The 16509-nt window shown below is 67.1% G+C and carries 15 protein-coding genes; 6 read left to right on the top strand and 9 right to left on the bottom strand.

Translation table 11 applies throughout. From position 1 onward, the window contains the following. Position 1: 1 nt before the first annotated feature. Positions 2–430, bottom strand: a complete 429-nt coding sequence (locus tag ACQR13_RS31875; RefSeq protein WP_315717716.1) for a tautomerase family protein — start codon at positions 428–430, stop codon at positions 2–4. 108 nt (positions 431–538) lie between these two features. On the opposite strand from ACQR13_RS31875, the gene ACQR13_RS31880 reads away from it, so the two are divergent. Continuing rightward, on the top strand, positions 539–1396 hold the full coding sequence (locus tag ACQR13_RS31880; RefSeq protein WP_315717715.1) for a LysR family transcriptional regulator: 858 nt from the start codon (positions 539–541) through the stop codon (positions 1394–1396). A 59-nt stretch (positions 1397–1455) separates the two neighbouring features. Further along, positions 1456–2502, top strand: a complete 1047-nt coding sequence (locus ACQR13_RS31885) for an AraC family transcriptional regulator (RefSeq protein ID WP_315754769.1) — start codon at positions 1456–1458, stop codon at positions 2500–2502. Between the two features lie 16 nt (positions 2503–2518). On the opposite strand, the gene ACQR13_RS31890 is transcribed toward ACQR13_RS31885, so the two are convergent. Genes ACQR13_RS31890 through ACQR13_RS31900 form a run of 3 tightly spaced genes read right to left on the bottom strand, consistent with a single transcriptional unit; the run spans position 2519 to position 5188 of the window. Next, positions 2519–3955 (bottom strand): TIGR01777 family oxidoreductase, encoded by a 1437-nt coding sequence (locus ACQR13_RS31890; protein ID WP_434863567.1) that lies wholly within the window; start codon positions 3953–3955, stop codon positions 2519–2521. Next, positions 3952–4611 (bottom strand): DUF4166 domain-containing protein, encoded by a 660-nt coding sequence (locus ACQR13_RS31895; protein ID WP_316226505.1) that lies wholly within the window; start codon positions 4609–4611, stop codon positions 3952–3954. The genes ACQR13_RS31890 and ACQR13_RS31895 overlap by 4 nt, the downstream gene beginning before the upstream one ends. A gap of 16 nt (positions 4612–4627) precedes the next feature. Further along, a complete protein-coding gene (locus ACQR13_RS31900; protein WP_315717711.1) occupies positions 4628–5188 on the bottom strand; it encodes a GbsR/MarR family transcriptional regulator in 561 nt (186 codons plus the stop codon). A 149-nt stretch (positions 5189–5337) separates the two neighbouring features. Between ACQR13_RS31900 and ACQR13_RS31905 the strand changes: the two genes are divergently transcribed. Beyond that, a complete protein-coding gene (locus ACQR13_RS31905) occupies positions 5338–6147 on the top strand; it encodes a class I SAM-dependent methyltransferase (RefSeq protein WP_315717710.1) in 810 nt (269 codons plus the stop codon). 24 nt (positions 6148–6171) lie between these two features. Here ACQR13_RS31905 and ACQR13_RS31910 read toward each other — a convergent pair whose 3' ends face one another. The 5 genes from ACQR13_RS31910 to ACQR13_RS31930 form a co-directional block, all read right to left on the bottom strand. Next, positions 6172–6474 (bottom strand): acylphosphatase, encoded by a 303-nt coding sequence (locus ACQR13_RS31910; RefSeq protein ID WP_315717709.1) that lies wholly within the window; start codon positions 6472–6474, stop codon positions 6172–6174. Beyond that, positions 6471–7337: an isocitrate lyase/PEP mutase family protein gene (locus ACQR13_RS31915; protein WP_315754776.1), complete on the bottom strand. Its 867-nt coding sequence runs from the start codon at positions 7335–7337 to the stop codon at positions 6471–6473. Before ACQR13_RS31915 ends, ACQR13_RS31910 begins: the two co-directional genes overlap by 4 nt. A gap of 181 nt (positions 7338–7518) precedes the next feature. After that, entirely contained in the window at positions 7519–9534 is a 2016-nt protein-coding gene (locus ACQR13_RS31920; protein ID WP_315717707.1) for an acetyl/propionyl/methylcrotonyl-CoA carboxylase subunit alpha, read from the bottom strand. Positions 9535–9690: 156 nt separating this feature from the next. Continuing rightward, positions 9691–9918, bottom strand: a complete 228-nt coding sequence (locus ACQR13_RS31925) for a hypothetical protein (RefSeq protein WP_315754780.1) — start codon at positions 9916–9918, stop codon at positions 9691–9693. Between the two features lie 68 nt (positions 9919–9986). After that, positions 9987–11114 (bottom strand): zinc-binding metallopeptidase family protein, encoded by a 1128-nt coding sequence (locus ACQR13_RS31930; RefSeq protein ID WP_316175952.1) that lies wholly within the window; start codon positions 11112–11114, stop codon positions 9987–9989. Between the two features lie 226 nt (positions 11115–11340). On the opposite strand from ACQR13_RS31930, the gene ACQR13_RS31935 reads away from it, so the two are divergent. From ACQR13_RS31935 to ACQR13_RS31945, 3 genes are all read left to right on the top strand, one after another. After that, the gene (locus ACQR13_RS31935; RefSeq protein ID WP_316193668.1) at positions 11341–13806 is read left to right on the top strand and encodes a PAS domain-containing hybrid sensor histidine kinase/response regulator; all 2466 of its coding nucleotides are present in this window, start codon (positions 11341–11343) and stop codon (positions 13804–13806) included. Between the two features lie 116 nt (positions 13807–13922). Beyond that, entirely contained in the window at positions 13923–15203 is a 1281-nt protein-coding gene (locus tag ACQR13_RS31940; protein ID WP_316193669.1) for an MFS transporter, read from the top strand. A gap of 22 nt (positions 15204–15225) precedes the next feature. Continuing rightward, complete coding sequence (locus ACQR13_RS31945) at positions 15226–16476, top strand: arsenic transporter (protein ID WP_316193670.1); 1251 nt, start codon at positions 15226–15228, stop codon at positions 16474–16476. Positions 16477–16509: the final 33 nt, after the last annotated feature.

Raw genomic sequence — 16509 nt, forward strand, 5'->3', positions numbered from 1 at the left:
CTCACGCGGCGCCCTGTTGCGGCGGCACGTCGAGCTTCGCCGCGACATAGCGGCGCTCCTGGCTCAAGCCACCGAAGCCGTAGGCATCCGCCTTGACCTCGTCGACATGAAGGTAGGTCTCGTGATGCAGCGGGCCGATCAGCTCGGCCATGCGCGCGAACACCGCGGCCAGATAGGCGGCCTTCTCGTCCTTGGTGTTGGTGCCCTCGCTGACGTGAACGTCGATCCAGTAGCTGGCAAGCCCCTGCTCCGCCAGCGAGGCGCCGCCGGCGAACCAGTCCGCGGCATCCGCTTCCGAGACGATGACGGCGGTGACCTTGGGATCCTTGCGCAGGATCCGCGCCGTCAATTCGGTGACGGCGTCCGCGATGGCCTTTTTCAGCGACGGCGAGCGGCGCTGGCTGGCATAGACGATGTTGATCAACGGCATGGTTGGCTCCCGGTATCCAGCGCGTGACTGCGCCTCGACAGCAAAACTAGCCGCGCGCCTGTCATTTTGGTATCTTATCGGGATGGATATCAATGATAACGATCGCATATGACAGCCACGCTCGACATCGCGACCGTCCGCGCCTTTCTGCTGGTGAGCGAGCTGCACAGCTTCACCCGGGCGGCCGAGACGCTCGGCACCACGCAGGCTGCGGTCAGCCTGAAGCTGCAGCGCCTGGAAGCGCTGCTCGGAAAGCGGCTGGTCGAACGCTCGCCGCGCGCGGTCCGGCTCACCGCCGACGGCGCGGCCTTCGCCGAGAACGCCCGCGCGCTGGTTGCCGCACATGACCTCGCGCTGACCGGCGCTCCTCGTGCCCGGCCGCTGTTGTCGCTGGGGATCAGCGATCACGTCGCCGGCCCCGAGCTGGTGCCGATGCTCGAGCAGTTGCATGCTGCCATGGCGGACCTCGTCCTGTCGGTCAGCATCGGCTTCTCGCGCGACCTGCTCGACCGCTACGATGCCGGCAAGCTCGACGCCGTGATCGTCCGCCAGGAGGCGAGCCGCCGCGGTGGCGAGGCGTTGATCACGGACGAGTTCGGCTGGTTCGCAGCTCCCAGATTTCGTCTGCCGGCGGCCGGCACGCTGCCGCTCGCCACGCTCGCGCCGCCCTGTGGCGTGCGCAGCATCGCGGTCCGCGCGCTCGAGCGCGCCCGAATCAGCTTCAGCGAGACGTTCGTCGGCGGCGGAGTGACGGCCGTTGCGGCCGCCGCGCGGGCCGGTCTTGCGATTGCGCCGCTGGCCCGCCGGATCGCACCCAGCGGACTGATCGATGTCGGAACGGATCTCGGCCTGCCCAAGCTCGGCCGCTCCAAGGTGATGCTGCATGCGAAGGCGGGCGATGCGGCCAAGCGCGCGGCCTTGCGCACACTGGCCGCAGCATTCCGAAGCGCCGCGATCTCGAAGTAATTGACGCCCGCGGAGCCTGATGTAGCATGGATTAATAATCGGAGTTCAGGAGCAGCGGCTTGAACCGTCTCTTGACCGCAGCTGACCTCGTCAGCGCCCCAGCAAAGCCGAGCCCGGCCTCGACCGGCGCGACCGGCCTCGAACCATTGCATCGCCACGCGCTGATCCGAACCTCGAACGCCGACGTGCTGCGCGACCTCGCGGGGCGCCGGCTCGGCGCCGAGCGCGTCGACTTCAGGAACGCCGAGCGCTTCGAGGCGATCGTCAACCTGATCGAGCTCGAGACCATCGGCCTCGCGTTCGGCACCACGACCTGCGACATGGTCTGCGACCATCGCGCCGCCGATTTCATGAGAGTGCAGATCGCCCTGAAGGGACGCGCGGTCAGTTGCGCCCGCGGCGAGGCGACCGACGTCAATGAGCATCAGTTCGCAGTCGCGCCGGCCGGCGTGCCATGGCAGATGGCGTGCCAGGGTGGCCATCGGCGACTGACTCTGCGGCTCGATCCGCAGGCGCTGCGACGGCGCCTGACGGCGCTGGTCGGCGTGCAGCCGCGCGCCGACTTTACGATCGACCCTGCCATTCCGGCCGCCGATCCGCAGGCCCGCAACCTGATGCGGCTGCTGGATTTCCTGACGACCCAGCTCAACGAGCAGGATGCGGCGTTCCCCGCCGCGGTCTATCGCGAGCTGGAGGATGCGGTGCATGTCGCCTTCCTCTGCGCCAGCCGTCATCGTTTCCGCGACACGCTCCTGGATCCCTCCCCGATGCCGGATTTCGGCCTGGTCAAGCGGCTCGAGGACTACATCGAGGCGAACTGGCGCGAGCCGATCACGATCGAGCACCTGGCGCGCGAAGCCGGCGTCAGCGCCCGCTCGATCTTCCGTCTGTTCGAGCGCGTGCGCGGCTATTCGCCGATGGCCTTTGCCAAATCGGTGCGCCTGCGGCGCGCCCGCGAGATGCTGCGCTCCGGCGATCCCGACGTCACGGTGGCAGCGGCCGCCACCGCCTGCAACTTTGCCAATGCGGGACACTTCGCCCGCTACTACCGCGCCACGTTCGGCGAGCTGCCATCGGCGACGATGGCACGCGCCGAGCAACCGTGACGCTTTTTTCGACCGCTCACAGGATGGCTTCGAGCGCGCTACGCAGGCTCTGATGCCGGAACACGAAGCCGCTCGACAGCGCCTTGTTCGGCACCACGCGCTGGCCGCCGAGCAAAAGCTCCTCGGCGAAGTCGCCGCCGATCCGGCGCAGCAGGCCGGCGGGGACGCGCAGCAGCGCCGGACGCCGCAGGCAGCGCGCGAGTTCGGCGGTGAAGGCGAGATTGCGCACCGGCAGCGGCGCCGTCGCATTGACCGGCCCGGTGATGGCCTCGGTCGCGATCACATGCGCGATCAGCCGAACGAGATCGTCGCGCTCGATCCAGGACATCCATTGCAGACCGGAGCCGAATGGCCCGCCGAGGCCGAATTCGAACGGCGTCAGCATCCGCGCCAGGAAGCCGCCGTCGCGGCCGACCACGAGCCCGATCCTCAGCAGTGCGACGCGGACGCCGTGCGCTTCGGCACCGCGAGCCGCTTGCTCCCAGGCGTCGCAGAGCTCATGGCTGAAGCAGCCATGCGACTTGGCGGATTCGGTCAGCGGCTGGTCCTGCCACAGGCCGTACCAGCCGATCGCCGAACCGTTGACCAAGACCTTCGGCTTACGGTCGAGCCGCGCAATCAGGGATAAGACGGCTTCCGTCGTAGCCAGCCAGGACTGCAGGATCGTCGCGCGCCTGGCCGCGGTCCACGGCGCATTGCCGATCGGTTCACCGGCAAGATTGACGATCGCGTCGATACGGGTGTCGGACGCGAGCTGATCGAGACTGGTGATCAAGGTCAGCGGCGCCGGCAACATGGCGGCCTTGGCCGGGTCGCGGACCAGGGCGACGACGTGATGGCCGGCCGCGGTGAGACCGGCCGTCAGCCGCGCGCCGATGAAACCGGTCGCGCCGGTGATGAGGATGGTCTGCGCCGGCGGCAGCGCCGCGACCAGCCCGGCCGCATCCGGCTGCGACATCCGCGCAAGGCGCCGTGCCGCGGTGAAGTCGCGCAGGCCGCACAGGGCAGCGCCAACCGCGGCGGCAGCCGCAATCCAGCTCAGCAAGCCGGCAAAGGCCGGCACGATCGCCGAGGGCTGCATCGCCCAGCCGATCAGCAGCGGCACCAGCAGCATGAGGATCGCGCCGTAGTTGATGGCGAGCAGCGTGTGATTCACGCGTTCGCTCGGCGGCAGCTTGCGCGTCAGATCCTCCTCGACGAAATCGGTCAAGGTGATGCCGATCTCGGCCACGAGCACCGCGAGCACGAGGATTGCGAACAATCCATGCACCTCGCACCAGCCGATGACGGCGAACAGCAGCGCATAGAGCATATTGCGGACGCCGTGCAGCTTGAGCTCGCCCCGCTGTGACGGGCGCCAGGCCAGGCGCTCGGTGAACTCATGGTGATAGACGGTGTCGAACACGCCCATCACGATCTGAAGCGCAATCAGGGACCAGAGCAGCGGCGTCATGGTGCGGACTCCCGGAATACGGCGCTCTGGCGGATGATGCGCCCGAAGCGCGGATGGATGATCTCGAGCGAGAAGCGAAAGACGCCGCTGCCGAGATCGGAATGGGTGACGGTGAGGTCGCCGGGCGTGAGCCATGCCGGCAGCGCCCAGCGCCGGCCCGCGAAGTCGAACGTGTAGCCGGCGCTATAAAAATGAAGCGCGCCATCGGCGACGCCGACGCGCAGGCTCATGCTAAGGCCCCAGCCGAGATATTCCTCGAGCCCCGTCGGACCGGCGAAGCGCTTGGCGGAATGGATCACCTGAGGGAAGCCATGCGGGCGTCCGCAGATGCGCGTCCAGATCTGGCCGCCTCTCGCCGCGTCCTCCGTCACCGCGACGATCATCGGCACACCGATGTCTGCGTGCGTCGGCAGCGGCCCGCCGATCAGCCGCGCCAGATGCGCGAACCAGAAGCCGGCACGACTGATCTCGGCCTGATCGACCTCGCCGACATAGACGACGGTCGCGCCGTCGGCGAGTTTCTTGGAGAAGCGGCGCCAGATCGATACCGGCAGCCGTCCCCAATCCTCGGCGGACAACAGCGCACGAAACCTGTGATCGTCATGAAGCCGGGCGTTGGAGGGCGTTGAAAGTCCGAGATGTCCCATGGTCACCATGACGCCCTCCGCTCATCTACGACCTTGATCTTCCCGACGGCAGCAGATTTGCGATCTTCTCGCCGAGCTTGATCAGCGCGACGAGACGCGGCCGCGGCACCTTCAGCATCTGCACGTACCAGCGGTCGACCAGCTCGGTGAACGCCAGCATGTCTTTCAGCCGCCTGGCTGCGACCGTGCTGATCGCGGGATCGCCGGTCGCTTCCGCGACGCAGGCGCGCAGCGCAGCGATCGCGGGATCGATCTCGCGCTCCTTGCGGCCGGCCGCGATCCGCTGTGCGACCTCCCAGATGTCGGTCTCGGCCTCGAAATGATCGCGGCGGTCGCCGAGGATCGGCACGCGCCGGATCAAGCCCCAGGCGAGCAGCTCCTTCAGCGAGTTCGAGACATTGGAGCGGGCCATGCCGAGCGTGTCGGCGATGTCCTCCGCCGTCATCGGCTTCTCGGCGAGGTACAGCAGCCCGTGAATCTGGCTCACCGAGCGGTTCACGCCCCACCGGTCGCCCATATCGCCCCAGTTGAGGATGAAACGCTCGACGGCGGGCGGAAGTTTTCGATGACCTGTAATTTCTGTCATAACAGAAATATCTGACGGGCGAGGATGAATGTCAAGAGACCCGGCTTTGAACCGGGCTGGGAGCTGGCCCGACGGATGTTACGGCGCACATTTTGCGCCTGCCGACCCGCCCGGTTCCCCGCCTGCCCCCTCTGCAACAGGAGCAAGCCATGACGGCATCCGACAAGGCGTTCACTGGATCGATCCCACAGATCTACGATCAACTGATGGTCCCCTTGATCTTCGTGCCCTATGCGCTGGACCTCGCGCGGCGCATCGCGGCGTACCTGCCGCGCGACGTGCTGGAGACGGCGGCGGGCACCGGCGTGGTTACGCGGGCCCTGCATGCTCAACTGCCGCCGGAGGTCCGGATCACCGCCACCGACCTCAACGAGCCGATGCTCGCGCAGGCGAAGACCCATCTCGCCGCTGCGGACCGCATCGCATTTCATCAAGCCGATGCGCTGGCCCTGCCCTTTGCCGACGCGAGCTTCGATGCCGTCGCATGTCAGTTCGGCGCGATGTTCTTCCCCGATCGCGTCAAGGGCTATGCGGAGGCCCGCCGCGTGCTCAGGCCCGGCGGACGTTTCGTCTTCAACGTCTGGGATCGGATCGAGGAGAATGAAATCCCTCACGTCGTTCACGAGACGTTGCAGCAGGTCTTCCCCGAAAGCCCGCCGCAGTTCTTCACCCGGACTCCGCACGGCTATTTCGATGCCGGGCGGATCGAGGCCGATCTGACCGCAGCGGGCTTCACCGACATCGCGATCGAGACGGTGACGCATCGCAGCCGCGCGGCGTCGCCTCAGGACCCGGCCACGGCATTTTGCCAGGGCACACCGATGCGCGGCGAGATCGAAGCACGCGGCACGCCCGGCCTCGCCGCCGTGACGCAGGCGACCGCGGACGCGCTGGCGCGCCGGTTCGGCAACGGACCGATCGAGGGCCGCATCCAGGCGCTGGTGATCTCGGCGGGGTGAGCGGCGGGCTCGCGCGCCGTGTCGTTAGAGCGTCGGCAACACGGAGAACGCCTCGCCCGGCCGGCGCGGTTTGAGCTGATCGGCCGTCGCCGGGTTTTCCATCACGGCATCGACATGCGCTGCTGGCGGTCCCTCGCGGCAGGCTGCCAACACGGCGGCAACGTCGTCCGAGGGACCCGCGAACAACGCCTCGACACTGCCATCGGTGCGGTTGCGGACCCAGCCTTCGAGGCCGTTCAGGATGGCCTGGTCCTCGACCCAGGCACGATAACCCACTCCCTGGACGCGGCCGCGCACCAAGACGTGGACGATGGCGCGATCGATCATGATCCGAGCCCCAGAAAATCGCGCAGGCGCTTCTTCACATCCGCCTCGCGCATCACGCGTGCCGTCAGCTCCGCCGACGGCAGCCCCTTGAGCTGCTTCGGCGAGGCGCCGTCGCGGAGCGCCTTCAGCGTCTCATACACCGCCTGCGTCGCCGCGGCGATCGGCGCATGGCCCTGTAGCGCGACGCGGACACGGCGCGAGGCGAGATAGCCGAGATCGGACATCTCCTCCGGCGCGCCGCCGAGCACGATCGGCAGCGTCGTCGCCGCCGCGACCGCATCGAGTTGGTCGCGCGCGGTAATGCCGGTGAAGAACAGGCCGTCGACGCCGCAGGCCTCATACGCCCTGGCTCGCGCGATCGCGTCGTCGAGCGAGGTGATGGAAACGGCGCCCGTCCGTCCCAGGATGGCCAGCGCGGGATCGTCGCGGCGATCGAGCGCGGCCTTCACCTTGCCGACCCCTTCGGCAAGCGAGATCAGTTGCGGCTTCGCTTCGCCGAAAGCCTGCGGCAGCAGGGTATCCTCGATGGTGAGACCCGCGGCACCGGCCGCTTCCAGTTCCTGCACCGTGCGGCGCACGTTCATCGCGTTGCCGTAGCCATGATCGGCATCGACCAGCACCGGCAGCGCGGCAGCGCGCGACATTCGCCGCATCTGCTCGGCCAACTCCGTCAGCGTGATCAGCGCGATGTCGGGGTCGCCGAGCACGGCGAGCGAAGCAGCCGAGCCGCCGAACATGCCGAGCTCGAAGCCGAGGTCCTCGGCGATCCGGATCGAAATCGCGTCGTATACCGATCCCGGATGGATGCAGCGATCGCCGGCGAGGATCGCACGGAGCGCCTCTCGACGTGCACGGAAAGTCATCCTCGCCTCCTCTCTCCCGTCATTGCGAGGAGCCAACGGGTCCGCACAAAGCGCGGCCCGATGACAGGCTCCGCGACCAGGCAATCCGGAGTCGTCTCCCGAGCCCCGGATTGCTTCCGCCTTCGCCTACAGGCTTCGGCGGACAAAGTCGCTTCGTTCGCAACGACGTCGACTTCTGAGCTTACGCAAACTCCAGGATCAGCGCGTCCACCGCGAGCGTAGCGCCGGCTGTCGCGTGGATCTTCTTCACCGTACCGTCCTGCTCGGCGCGCAGCACGTTTTGCATCTTCATGGCTTCGACCACGGCGAGCGTCTCGCCGGCCTTGACCTCCTGCCCTTCGGTCACGGCGATCGAGACCACGAGGCCGGGCATCGGGCACAGGAGCTTCTTGCCGCTATCACCTGCGGTGACGACCGGCATCAGCCGCGCCGCGGTCGCCTCGGCTTCCGTGTAGACGTAGACCGGCGCTTCGACGCCCTGATGCGCGAGCCGCACACCGTTCGCAATGAGGCGCGTCTGAACTGCGATGGCCGCGCCATCGATGGTGCCGTGCCAGACCGCATCGCCCGGTTTCCAGTCCGACACCAACTGATGCGCCGGACCGACCTTGCCGTCGGCCCCGACGAAGCGGACCGTGATCGCGCCGTTCTCCCTGGTGATGTCGAGCAGGATCTCGTCACGCCCGAGCCACACCGCGCGGCGGCCCTGGCGCTTCACCGGCCGGCCGATCATCTGCTGCGAGATCTGCCGCTTGCGCTCGCCGAGCACGTGGTCGATCGCAGCACCCACCGCCGCCAGCCGGCGCGCGATCTCGCCTTCCGGCGCACGCGCGGCAAAGCCCTTGGGAAACTCCTCGGCGATGAAGCCGGTCGACAGCCGGCCCTCGCGCCAGCGCGGATGGTTCATCAGCGCCGACAGGAACGGGATGTTGTGGCGGATGCCATCGACATAGAACGCATCGAGCGCGGTCGACTGCGCCTCGATCGCGGCAGCCCGCGACTCCGCATGGGTGACGAGCTTGGCGATCATCGGATCGTAGTAGATCGAGATCTCGCCGCCCTCCTGCACGCCGGTGTCGTTGCGCACGGTGATGCCGTCAGCCTTGCTCTCGGCCGGCGGGCGATACTTCACGAGGCGGCCGATCGACGGCAGGAAGCTGCGGAACGGATCTTCCGCATAGACGCGCGATTCCACCGCCCAGCCGGTCAGCGTCACGTCCTTCTGCGCAAGCGAAAGCTTCTCGCCGGCGGCGACGCGGATCATCTGCTCGACGAGATCGATACCGGTGACGAGCTCGGTCACGGGATGCTCGACCTGCAGGCGGGTGTTCATCTCGAGGAAGTAGAAGCTCTTGTCCTGGCCGGCGACGAACTCGACGGTGCCGGCGGAGTCGTAGTTCACGGCCTTGGCAAGCGCGACCGCCTGCTCGCCCATCTTGCGCCGCGTCTCCTCATCGAGCAGCGGCGACGGCGCCTCCTCGATGACCTTCTGGTTGCGGCGCTGGATCGAGCATTCGCGCTCGCCGAGATAGATCACGTTGCCATGCTTGTCGCCGAGCACCTGGATCTCGATGTGGCGGGGATCGACGATGAACTTCTCGATGAAGACGCGATCGTCGCCGAACGAAGCCTTGGCCTCGGCCTTGGCGAGATTGAAACCCTCGGCGACCTCGGCAGTCGAACGCGCGATGCGCATGCCCTTGCCGCCGCCGCCGGCGGAGGCCTTGATCATCACGGGGTAGCCGATCTCGTCGGCGATGCGCACGGCGTGCTTGTCGTCCTCGATGACGCCGAGGAAGCCGGGCACGGTCGAGACCTTGGCCTTGGCGGCCGCCTTCTTGGATTCGATCTTGTCGCCCATGGCGGCTATGGCGCCGGGATTGGGGCCGATGAAGACGATGCCGGCCTCGGCCAATGCCCGCGGGAAAGCCTCGCGCTCGGACAGGAAGCCGTAGCCCGGATGCACCGCCTCGGCGCCGGTCTTGCGGCAGGCCTCGACGATGCGGTCGATCAGGAGATAGCTCTCGGCGGCGGCGGGCGGGCCGATCAGCACGGCGTCATCGGCCATCTCGACATGAAGCGCATCGCGGTCGGCTTCCGAATAGACCGCAACGGTTCGGATTCCCATGCGGCGGGCGGTCTTGATGACCCGGCAGGCGATCTCGCCGCGGTTCGCGATCAGAATGGTTTTGAACATTTCTTGCTTGATACCTTTGGGCGGGCTCCCCGCTCGTGGCACAGGCGTAACACCGCGAGCTTGACCGGTTCGTCTATACCAAAATCGCCCGCGCGCAACCCGCCTCTCGTTCCGCCCCTGCCGTCCGGCGAGGCATGCCAGCCGTGTCCCCTGCCGTCAGCCGGAATAGCTGTGGAAACGTCCGCGGGCATAGGCGTGCGACACCGCCTTCATCAGCTCGCCGACCTCGGTCTCGAGGAAATCGTTCGCAACGATCAGGGCACGAATGGCCGCCCGCGGATCGCCTTCGCAGGCAGCGATGGCCTCGTCCACGGCGGCCTCCAGCGCGAGGTCTTCGCTGTCCGCGGCTTGAGCATTGGTCTTGGATTGCGATCTGGGCTGCATGCGCGATGACGGTCCTCGCTCCGGTCACGCCTTCATGTTCACTTTATGTTCTCAGGAGTCAAGGCGGATCACGCCGCCCCGATCTCTTCCTGCTGCGGCTCGGCCTGTGGCTTTTCGGGAGCCAGAGCGACAGACTCTTGCTGTGCACCCTGCCGCACCAGGCGGTGGATGAAGCCCAGCTTGCCGATGACCGGCGGCGTCAGGATGAAAGGATAGAGATCCCGCGCGCCCATCGCTCGCGCGACGCTGTTCATCGCAAAGGTGAACGGCAGCCAAGCGTTGACGATGGTGTCGAAGTCCTCCGCGACGTACGGATCGAAGGTGACGCGCGCCGTCAGCCCGCCGATCTGGTCGGCGGGCGGATCGATCTCGATACCGAACTCGGAGGCCATCTCCAGCGTATCGACGATGTGGAGGTAGTGCGCCCAGGTCTCGGCAAAATCCTCCCACGGATGTGTGGTGGCGTAGGCCGAAACGAAATTGTCCTGCCAGTCCACCGGCGGCCCCTGATCGTAATGCCGCCTCAGCGCCGCGCCGTAGTCCTGGGTATCGTCGCCGAACATGGCCCGGCATTCCTCGAGCCTGCCGGCATCGCGCACCAGCACGTCCCAGAAGTAGTGCCCGACCTCGTGGCGAAAATGACCGAGCAAGGTCCGGTACGGCTCGCCCATTTCGAGCCGGCGCCGCTCGCGCTCGAAATCGTCGGCCTCGGCCAGAGCGATGGTGATGAGGCCGTTGTCGTGGCCGGTCAGGACCTTCTGCTGACCGGCGGGGTCATCGGCAAGGAAGTTGAAGATCAACCCGTGCCCGGGATCCTCGATCCGTGTCTTCACAGGGAGTTTCCAGCGGATCAGCGAATAGAACAGCCGGTGCTTGGCCACCTCCAGCTCTCGCCATCCGGCGAGTTGCGCGGGATCAGACAGATTGGGAATCGTACCGTTGTGCCGGCAGGCGCGGCAGAAGCCCGAAGTCTCGCCGATCTCGAGCAGCCAGTTGCAGGCGTCGTGCTCGGCATTGGCGCAGAAGAAGCGCCCCGTCCCGTGGTCGGCGAGCGTCCGAAAGCCCTCCTCCGCCGGCTCGATCGCCGACAGGATCTGGCGCTCCGGCATGAAGGCGAGCCGGTGGCCGCAGCGCCCGCAGCTGCGATTCTCGAAATACAGGATGTTCTTGCAGGCCTGACAGACGAAGAGCTTCACAGCGTGGACCTTCGTGTTGCGGTGTTCAGGGCCTGACGACGCACGACAGTAACAGTCCGTTCCGGGAGCACGGAACTTTTTATCTGCCCTCACGTTCACGTCATGCCGGCGTTTGCCCGCCATAATCTCTGGTCAGTTTGCTTTCCTTGGTCCCAATGTCGCCACGCTTCCGAACACCCGCGATGGAATGCTCGGGCGACTGCTCGCCACATCAGTGCAGGTCAGCATGAACAGCGCGGATGCGCCCAGAGACGAAGTGAGGCCGGAGGCTGCCGCCGATGCGCTGCGCCAGCATATCGAGGAGATTGCGCGCGATCGCGATGAGGCCTATCGCGCGCTGCAGGAACGCGAGGCGGAGCTCGCGCGCATCCAGCGGATCGCCCGGGTCGGCGGCGTCGAGGTCGACCTGCGCGAAGGCTACCGCAACCGCCGCTCCCCCGAATACCTGATCATTCACGGCCTGCCGCCGGAGGCTGTCCACGAGACTCACGAAGACTGGGTCAGACGCGTGCATCCCGACGACCGCGTCAAGGCCGAGCAGGACTTCATTGCTGCAGTCAAGAGTAAGCAGGAGGACTACACCACCGAATACCGCATCATCCGTCCCAGCGACGGCGAGATCCGCTGGGTCCGCGTCATCGCCCGCATCGAGCGTGACTGGAACGGCCGCGCGATCCGTCTGGTCGGCGCGCATATCGATGTCACCGACCAGATGCTGGCGCAAGCCAAGCTGCGCGAGAGCGAGGAACGCTTCCGGCTGATCGCCGACAGCGCGCCGGTGCCGATCTGGGTGACGAAGCTCGACCGCACCCGCTCCTTCGTCAATCGCGCCTATATCGATTTCCTCGGCATGCCGCCTGACGAGGCGCTGGCCTTCGACTGGCGCAAGGTGCTGCATCCCGAGGACCTTCCGCGTATCCTCGAGCAGCAGCAGTCGGGAGAGCGCTCGCTGAAGCCGTTCTTCCTCGAGGCACGCTACCGGCGCGCCGACGGGGAATGGCGCTGGCTGCGATCGGAATCGCAGCCGCGCTGGGATGCGAACGGCAAACATGTCGGTTTCATCGGCGTCGCTCACGACGTCACGGCCGCCAAGCAGGCCGAGATCGAGCTGCGCCGCATCAACGAGACCCTCGAAGAGCGGATCAGGGAGCGCACCGCCCAGCTCGAGGCCAATGAAGCGCGCATGCGCGCGATCTTCGACACCAGCAATCAGTATCAGGCCATCCTCGACGTCGAGGGCCGCGTGATGCATGCCAACCGCATCGCGGTCGCCGGCATGCGCGCCGGTGAAGTGAACGTCATCGGCCAGCCGCTCTGGGATGCGCCCTGGTTCACCCATACGCCGGGCGTGACCGAGATGCTGCGCAAGGCGTTCGCCCGCGTGCTCGCCGGCGAGAGCTTTCGGACCGAGATGCGGCTCGACTTCGCCAGCGGCCAGCGGCATTTCGAGCTTTCGATGCGGCCGCTGTTCGACCAGCATGATGTCGTGACCGGCGCGGTCGCCGAGGCGATCGACGTGACCGAGCGCATCCAGGGTGAGGAGCTGTTGCGGCAGTCGCAGAAGATGGAGGCGATCGGCCAGCTCACCGGCGGCGTCGCACACGACTTCAACAACCTGCTCACCATCATCCGCTCGGCCACCGACTTCCTGCGCCGCCGCGATCTTCCCGAGGAGCGGCGCCGGCGCTATGTCGATGCGATCTCGGAGACGGTGGAGCGCGCCTCGAAGCTGACCGCGCAGCTCCTGGCCTTCGCGCGGCGACAACCCTTGACGCCGCAGGTGTTCAATGTTGGCGAGCAGGTCGAGAGCGTCGTGCAACTGATCCGTCCTCTCGTCGGCAGCCGCATCCAGATCGAGCTCGCGGTCACGGACAGCGGGCTGTTCACCCTCGCCGACGTCGCGCAATTCCAGAACGCGCTCATCAATCTCGCCGTCAATGCGCGCGACGCCATGAACGGTGAAGGACATCTGAAGATCGGCGTGCAGCGGACCGAGAGCATCCCGGCCTTGCGTGGCCAGAGCACCCGGCCCGGTGCCTTCATCGCGATTTCGGTCGCCGACACGGGGGGCGGCATCGCGCCTCAACATCTCAACGCAATCTTCGAACCCTTCTTCACCACCAAGGAGGTCGGCAAGGGCACGGGTCTCGGCCTCAGCCAGGCGTTCGGCTTCGCCAAGCAGTCCGAAGGCGACATCGCGGTCGACAGCCGCATCGGCGACGGCGCGACCTTCACGATCTATCTGCCGCAGGCCACGGCTCCGCAATCCGGCACGGAAGCCGGCTCCGCGCGCATCGAGCCGGCGACCATCGGGCGCGGCTACCGCGTGCTCGTGGTCGAGGACAATGACGAGGTGGGGCAGTTCTCGACCGAGCTGCTCGAGGATCTCGGCTATGTGACGCGCCGCGTCGCCAATGCCGCCGATGCGCTGGCAATCCTGGCGAACGACGAATTCGCGGTCGACCTCGTGTTCTCCGACGTCATCATGCCCGGCATCAACGGCCTGGAGCTTGCCGGCATCATCCGCGACCGCTATCCCGGCCTGCCGGTGGTGCTGACATCCGGCTACAGCCACGTGCTCGCGGAGAATGCCCATCACGGCTTCGAGCTGATCAAGAAGCCCTATTCGGTGGAGTCGCTGTCGCGCATCCTGCGCAAGGCAATGGCCGAAAAGGCGCCGCTGCCGCGCTGAGTAGTGCGCGCTCCGCGCCCCGGAATGCCACGTGGACGGAGTGGGTCACACCGAGGGCCCTGCGGAACCAAATGGCGTACACCGCTGTTGCGATGGATCACGCGCAACGAGGCGGCATGGCGGACTTCGATAGCGGCAAGGACCTGGCCCGCGCCGGCCATGCACTCGACGCCACCAATTTCTTCCTGGCCGATGTGCGTGACGGGCTCGGCCCTTATCTCGCGATCTATCTCCTGACCGAGCAGAAATGGGACGAGGCCTCGATCGGCGTCGTGATGTCGCTCGCGACGATCGCGGGCATCGTCGCGCAGACGCCCGCGGGCGCGCTGGTCGACGCCACCAGGGCAAAACGGCTGGTCATGATATCAGCCGCGATCGTCGTCACGGCCGCTTCGCTGCTGTTACCTCTCATGACCAGCTTCTGGCCGGTCGCGATCTCGCAGAGCATCGCCAATGCCGCCGGCGTGATCTTCGCGCCGGCGATCGCGGCGGTGTCGCTCGGGATCGTCGGCGCCAAAGCCTTCACCGCGCGGGTCGGCCGCAACGAGACCTTCAACCATGCCGGCAACACGGTCGGCGCCGTCATCGCCGGCGCTGCCGCCTACGCGCTCGGACCGTCGGCGGTGTTCTATCTGATGGCGGTGACGTCGGCCGGCAGCCTCATCAGCGTGCTCGCCATCCCCGAGCGCGCCATCGACCATGACGTCGCGCGCGGACTGGCGCATCAGGCGGAGGGCAATCGCCCGAAGCGGGGCGAGCAGCCCTCGGGCCTCAGCATTCTCCTGACCTGCCGTCCGCTGCTGATCTTCGCGGTCTGCGTCGCGCTGTTTCACCTCGCCAACGCCGCCATGCTGCCGCTGGTCGGCCAGAAGCTGGCGCTGCAGGACAAGAATCTCGGCACCAGCCTGATGTCGGCCTGCATCGCCGCGGCCCAGCTCGTGATGGTACCGATGGCGCTGCTGGTCGGCGCCCGCGCCGACCGCTGGGGCCACAAGCGGTTCTTCCTGGCGGCGCTGCTGATCCTGCCGCTGCGCGCGGTGCTCTATACGCTATCGGACGACAAGGCGTGGCTGGTCGGCGTGCAGCTGCTGGACGGCGTCGGCGCCGGCATCTTCGGCGCGATCATGCCGGTGATCGTCGCGGACCTGATGCGCGGCACCGGACGCTTCAACATCGCGCAGGGCGCTGTGATCACAGCGCAGAGCATTGGCGCGGCGCTGTCGACCGCGCTGGCGGGCCTGGTCGTCGTCCATGGCGGCTACAGCGCCGCATTCCTGGTGCTCGGCGCGGCGGCCGCGCTCGCCGTGATCGTATGCTGGCTGCTGCTTCCCGAGACCGGTGGAGCAGAGGCCGCGCACCCGAATGCGGCGCCCTCGCCCGCTATCCCCGCCGAATGATTTGCTCTATCGATCCCTGATCATGTCCCTGCACGATACCTGGCTCGCCTACGCCATCATCATTCCCGCCACCGCTGGCGTCATCATCCGCCCCTTCCGGCTGCCCGAGGCCGTGTGGGCCGTCGCCGGCGCGATCCTGCTGGTCGCGCTCGGCCTGCTGCCTGTCGCTGAAGCGCTCACCGGCATCCGCAAGGGCGTCGACGTCTATCTGTTCCTGATCGGCATGATGCTGATTGCCGAGCTGGCGCGCCGCGAGGGCCTGTTCGACTATCTGGCGGCCTATGCGGTGGAGCATGCGCGCGGCTCGCCGCAGCTCCTGTTCCTGCTGGTCTATGCGGTCGGCACCCTGGTCACCGTGCTGCTCTCCAACGATGCGACCGCGATCGTGCTGACGCCGGCCGTCTATGCCGCCACCCGCGCCGCCGGCGCCTCGCCGCTGCCCTATCTGTACGTCTGCGCCTTCATCGCCAATGCCGCGAGCTTCGTGCTGCCGATCTCCAATCCGGCCAATCTGGTCGTGTTCGGCGAACGCATGCCGCATCTCACCGAATGGCTGCGCCAGTTCACCCTGCCCTCGATGGTCGCGATCGCCCTGACCTATGTCGCGCTGTGGCTGACCCAGCGCCGCGCGCTCCGTGAGGAAACGCTGCGCACCGATGTCGAGAAACCGCACCTGAGCCGCGAGGGCCGGCTCGCCGCGTTCGGGATCGGCGCCATCGCAGCGGTGCTTCTGACTGCCTCGGCGCTCGACGTGCAACTCGGCCTGCCGACCTTCGTCTGTGGCGTCGTCACGGCGACCGCGATCCTGCTGGTCAGCCGGCAATCGCCTTGGCCGGTGATCCGCGGCATCTCATGGGGTGTGCTGCCACTGGTCGGCGGCCTGTTCGTGATGGTGGAGGGTCTAAGCCGCGCCGGCGCGATCGGACAGCTCAGCGCCTGGTTGCACCAGGGCGTGACGTCGTCGCCGCACGGCACGGCGTGGGCCGCGGGCCTGATCACCGCAGTGGCCGACAACATCGCCAACAACCTGCCGGTCGGCTTGGTTGCGGGCTCCGTCGCCGCCAGCGACCACCTGCCGCATGAGGTCATCCGGGCCATCCTGATCGGGGTCGATCTCGGCCCGAACATCTCGGTCACAGGCTCGCTTGCCACCATCCTTTGGCTGACGGCGTTGCGGCGCGAGAAGATCGAGGTGACCGCCTGGCAGTTTCTCAAGATCGGACTCGTCGCAACGCCGCCGGCGCTGATCGCGGCGCTGGCGGCAGCGATCTGACATCGATTGATTCGCGATGGGCACGTTGATGAG

Origin of the sequence: Bradyrhizobium sp. HKCCYLRH3059 (assembly GCF_051168035.1) — a bacterium.
Classification (GTDB): Bacteria; Pseudomonadota; Alphaproteobacteria; order Rhizobiales; family Xanthobacteraceae; genus Bradyrhizobium.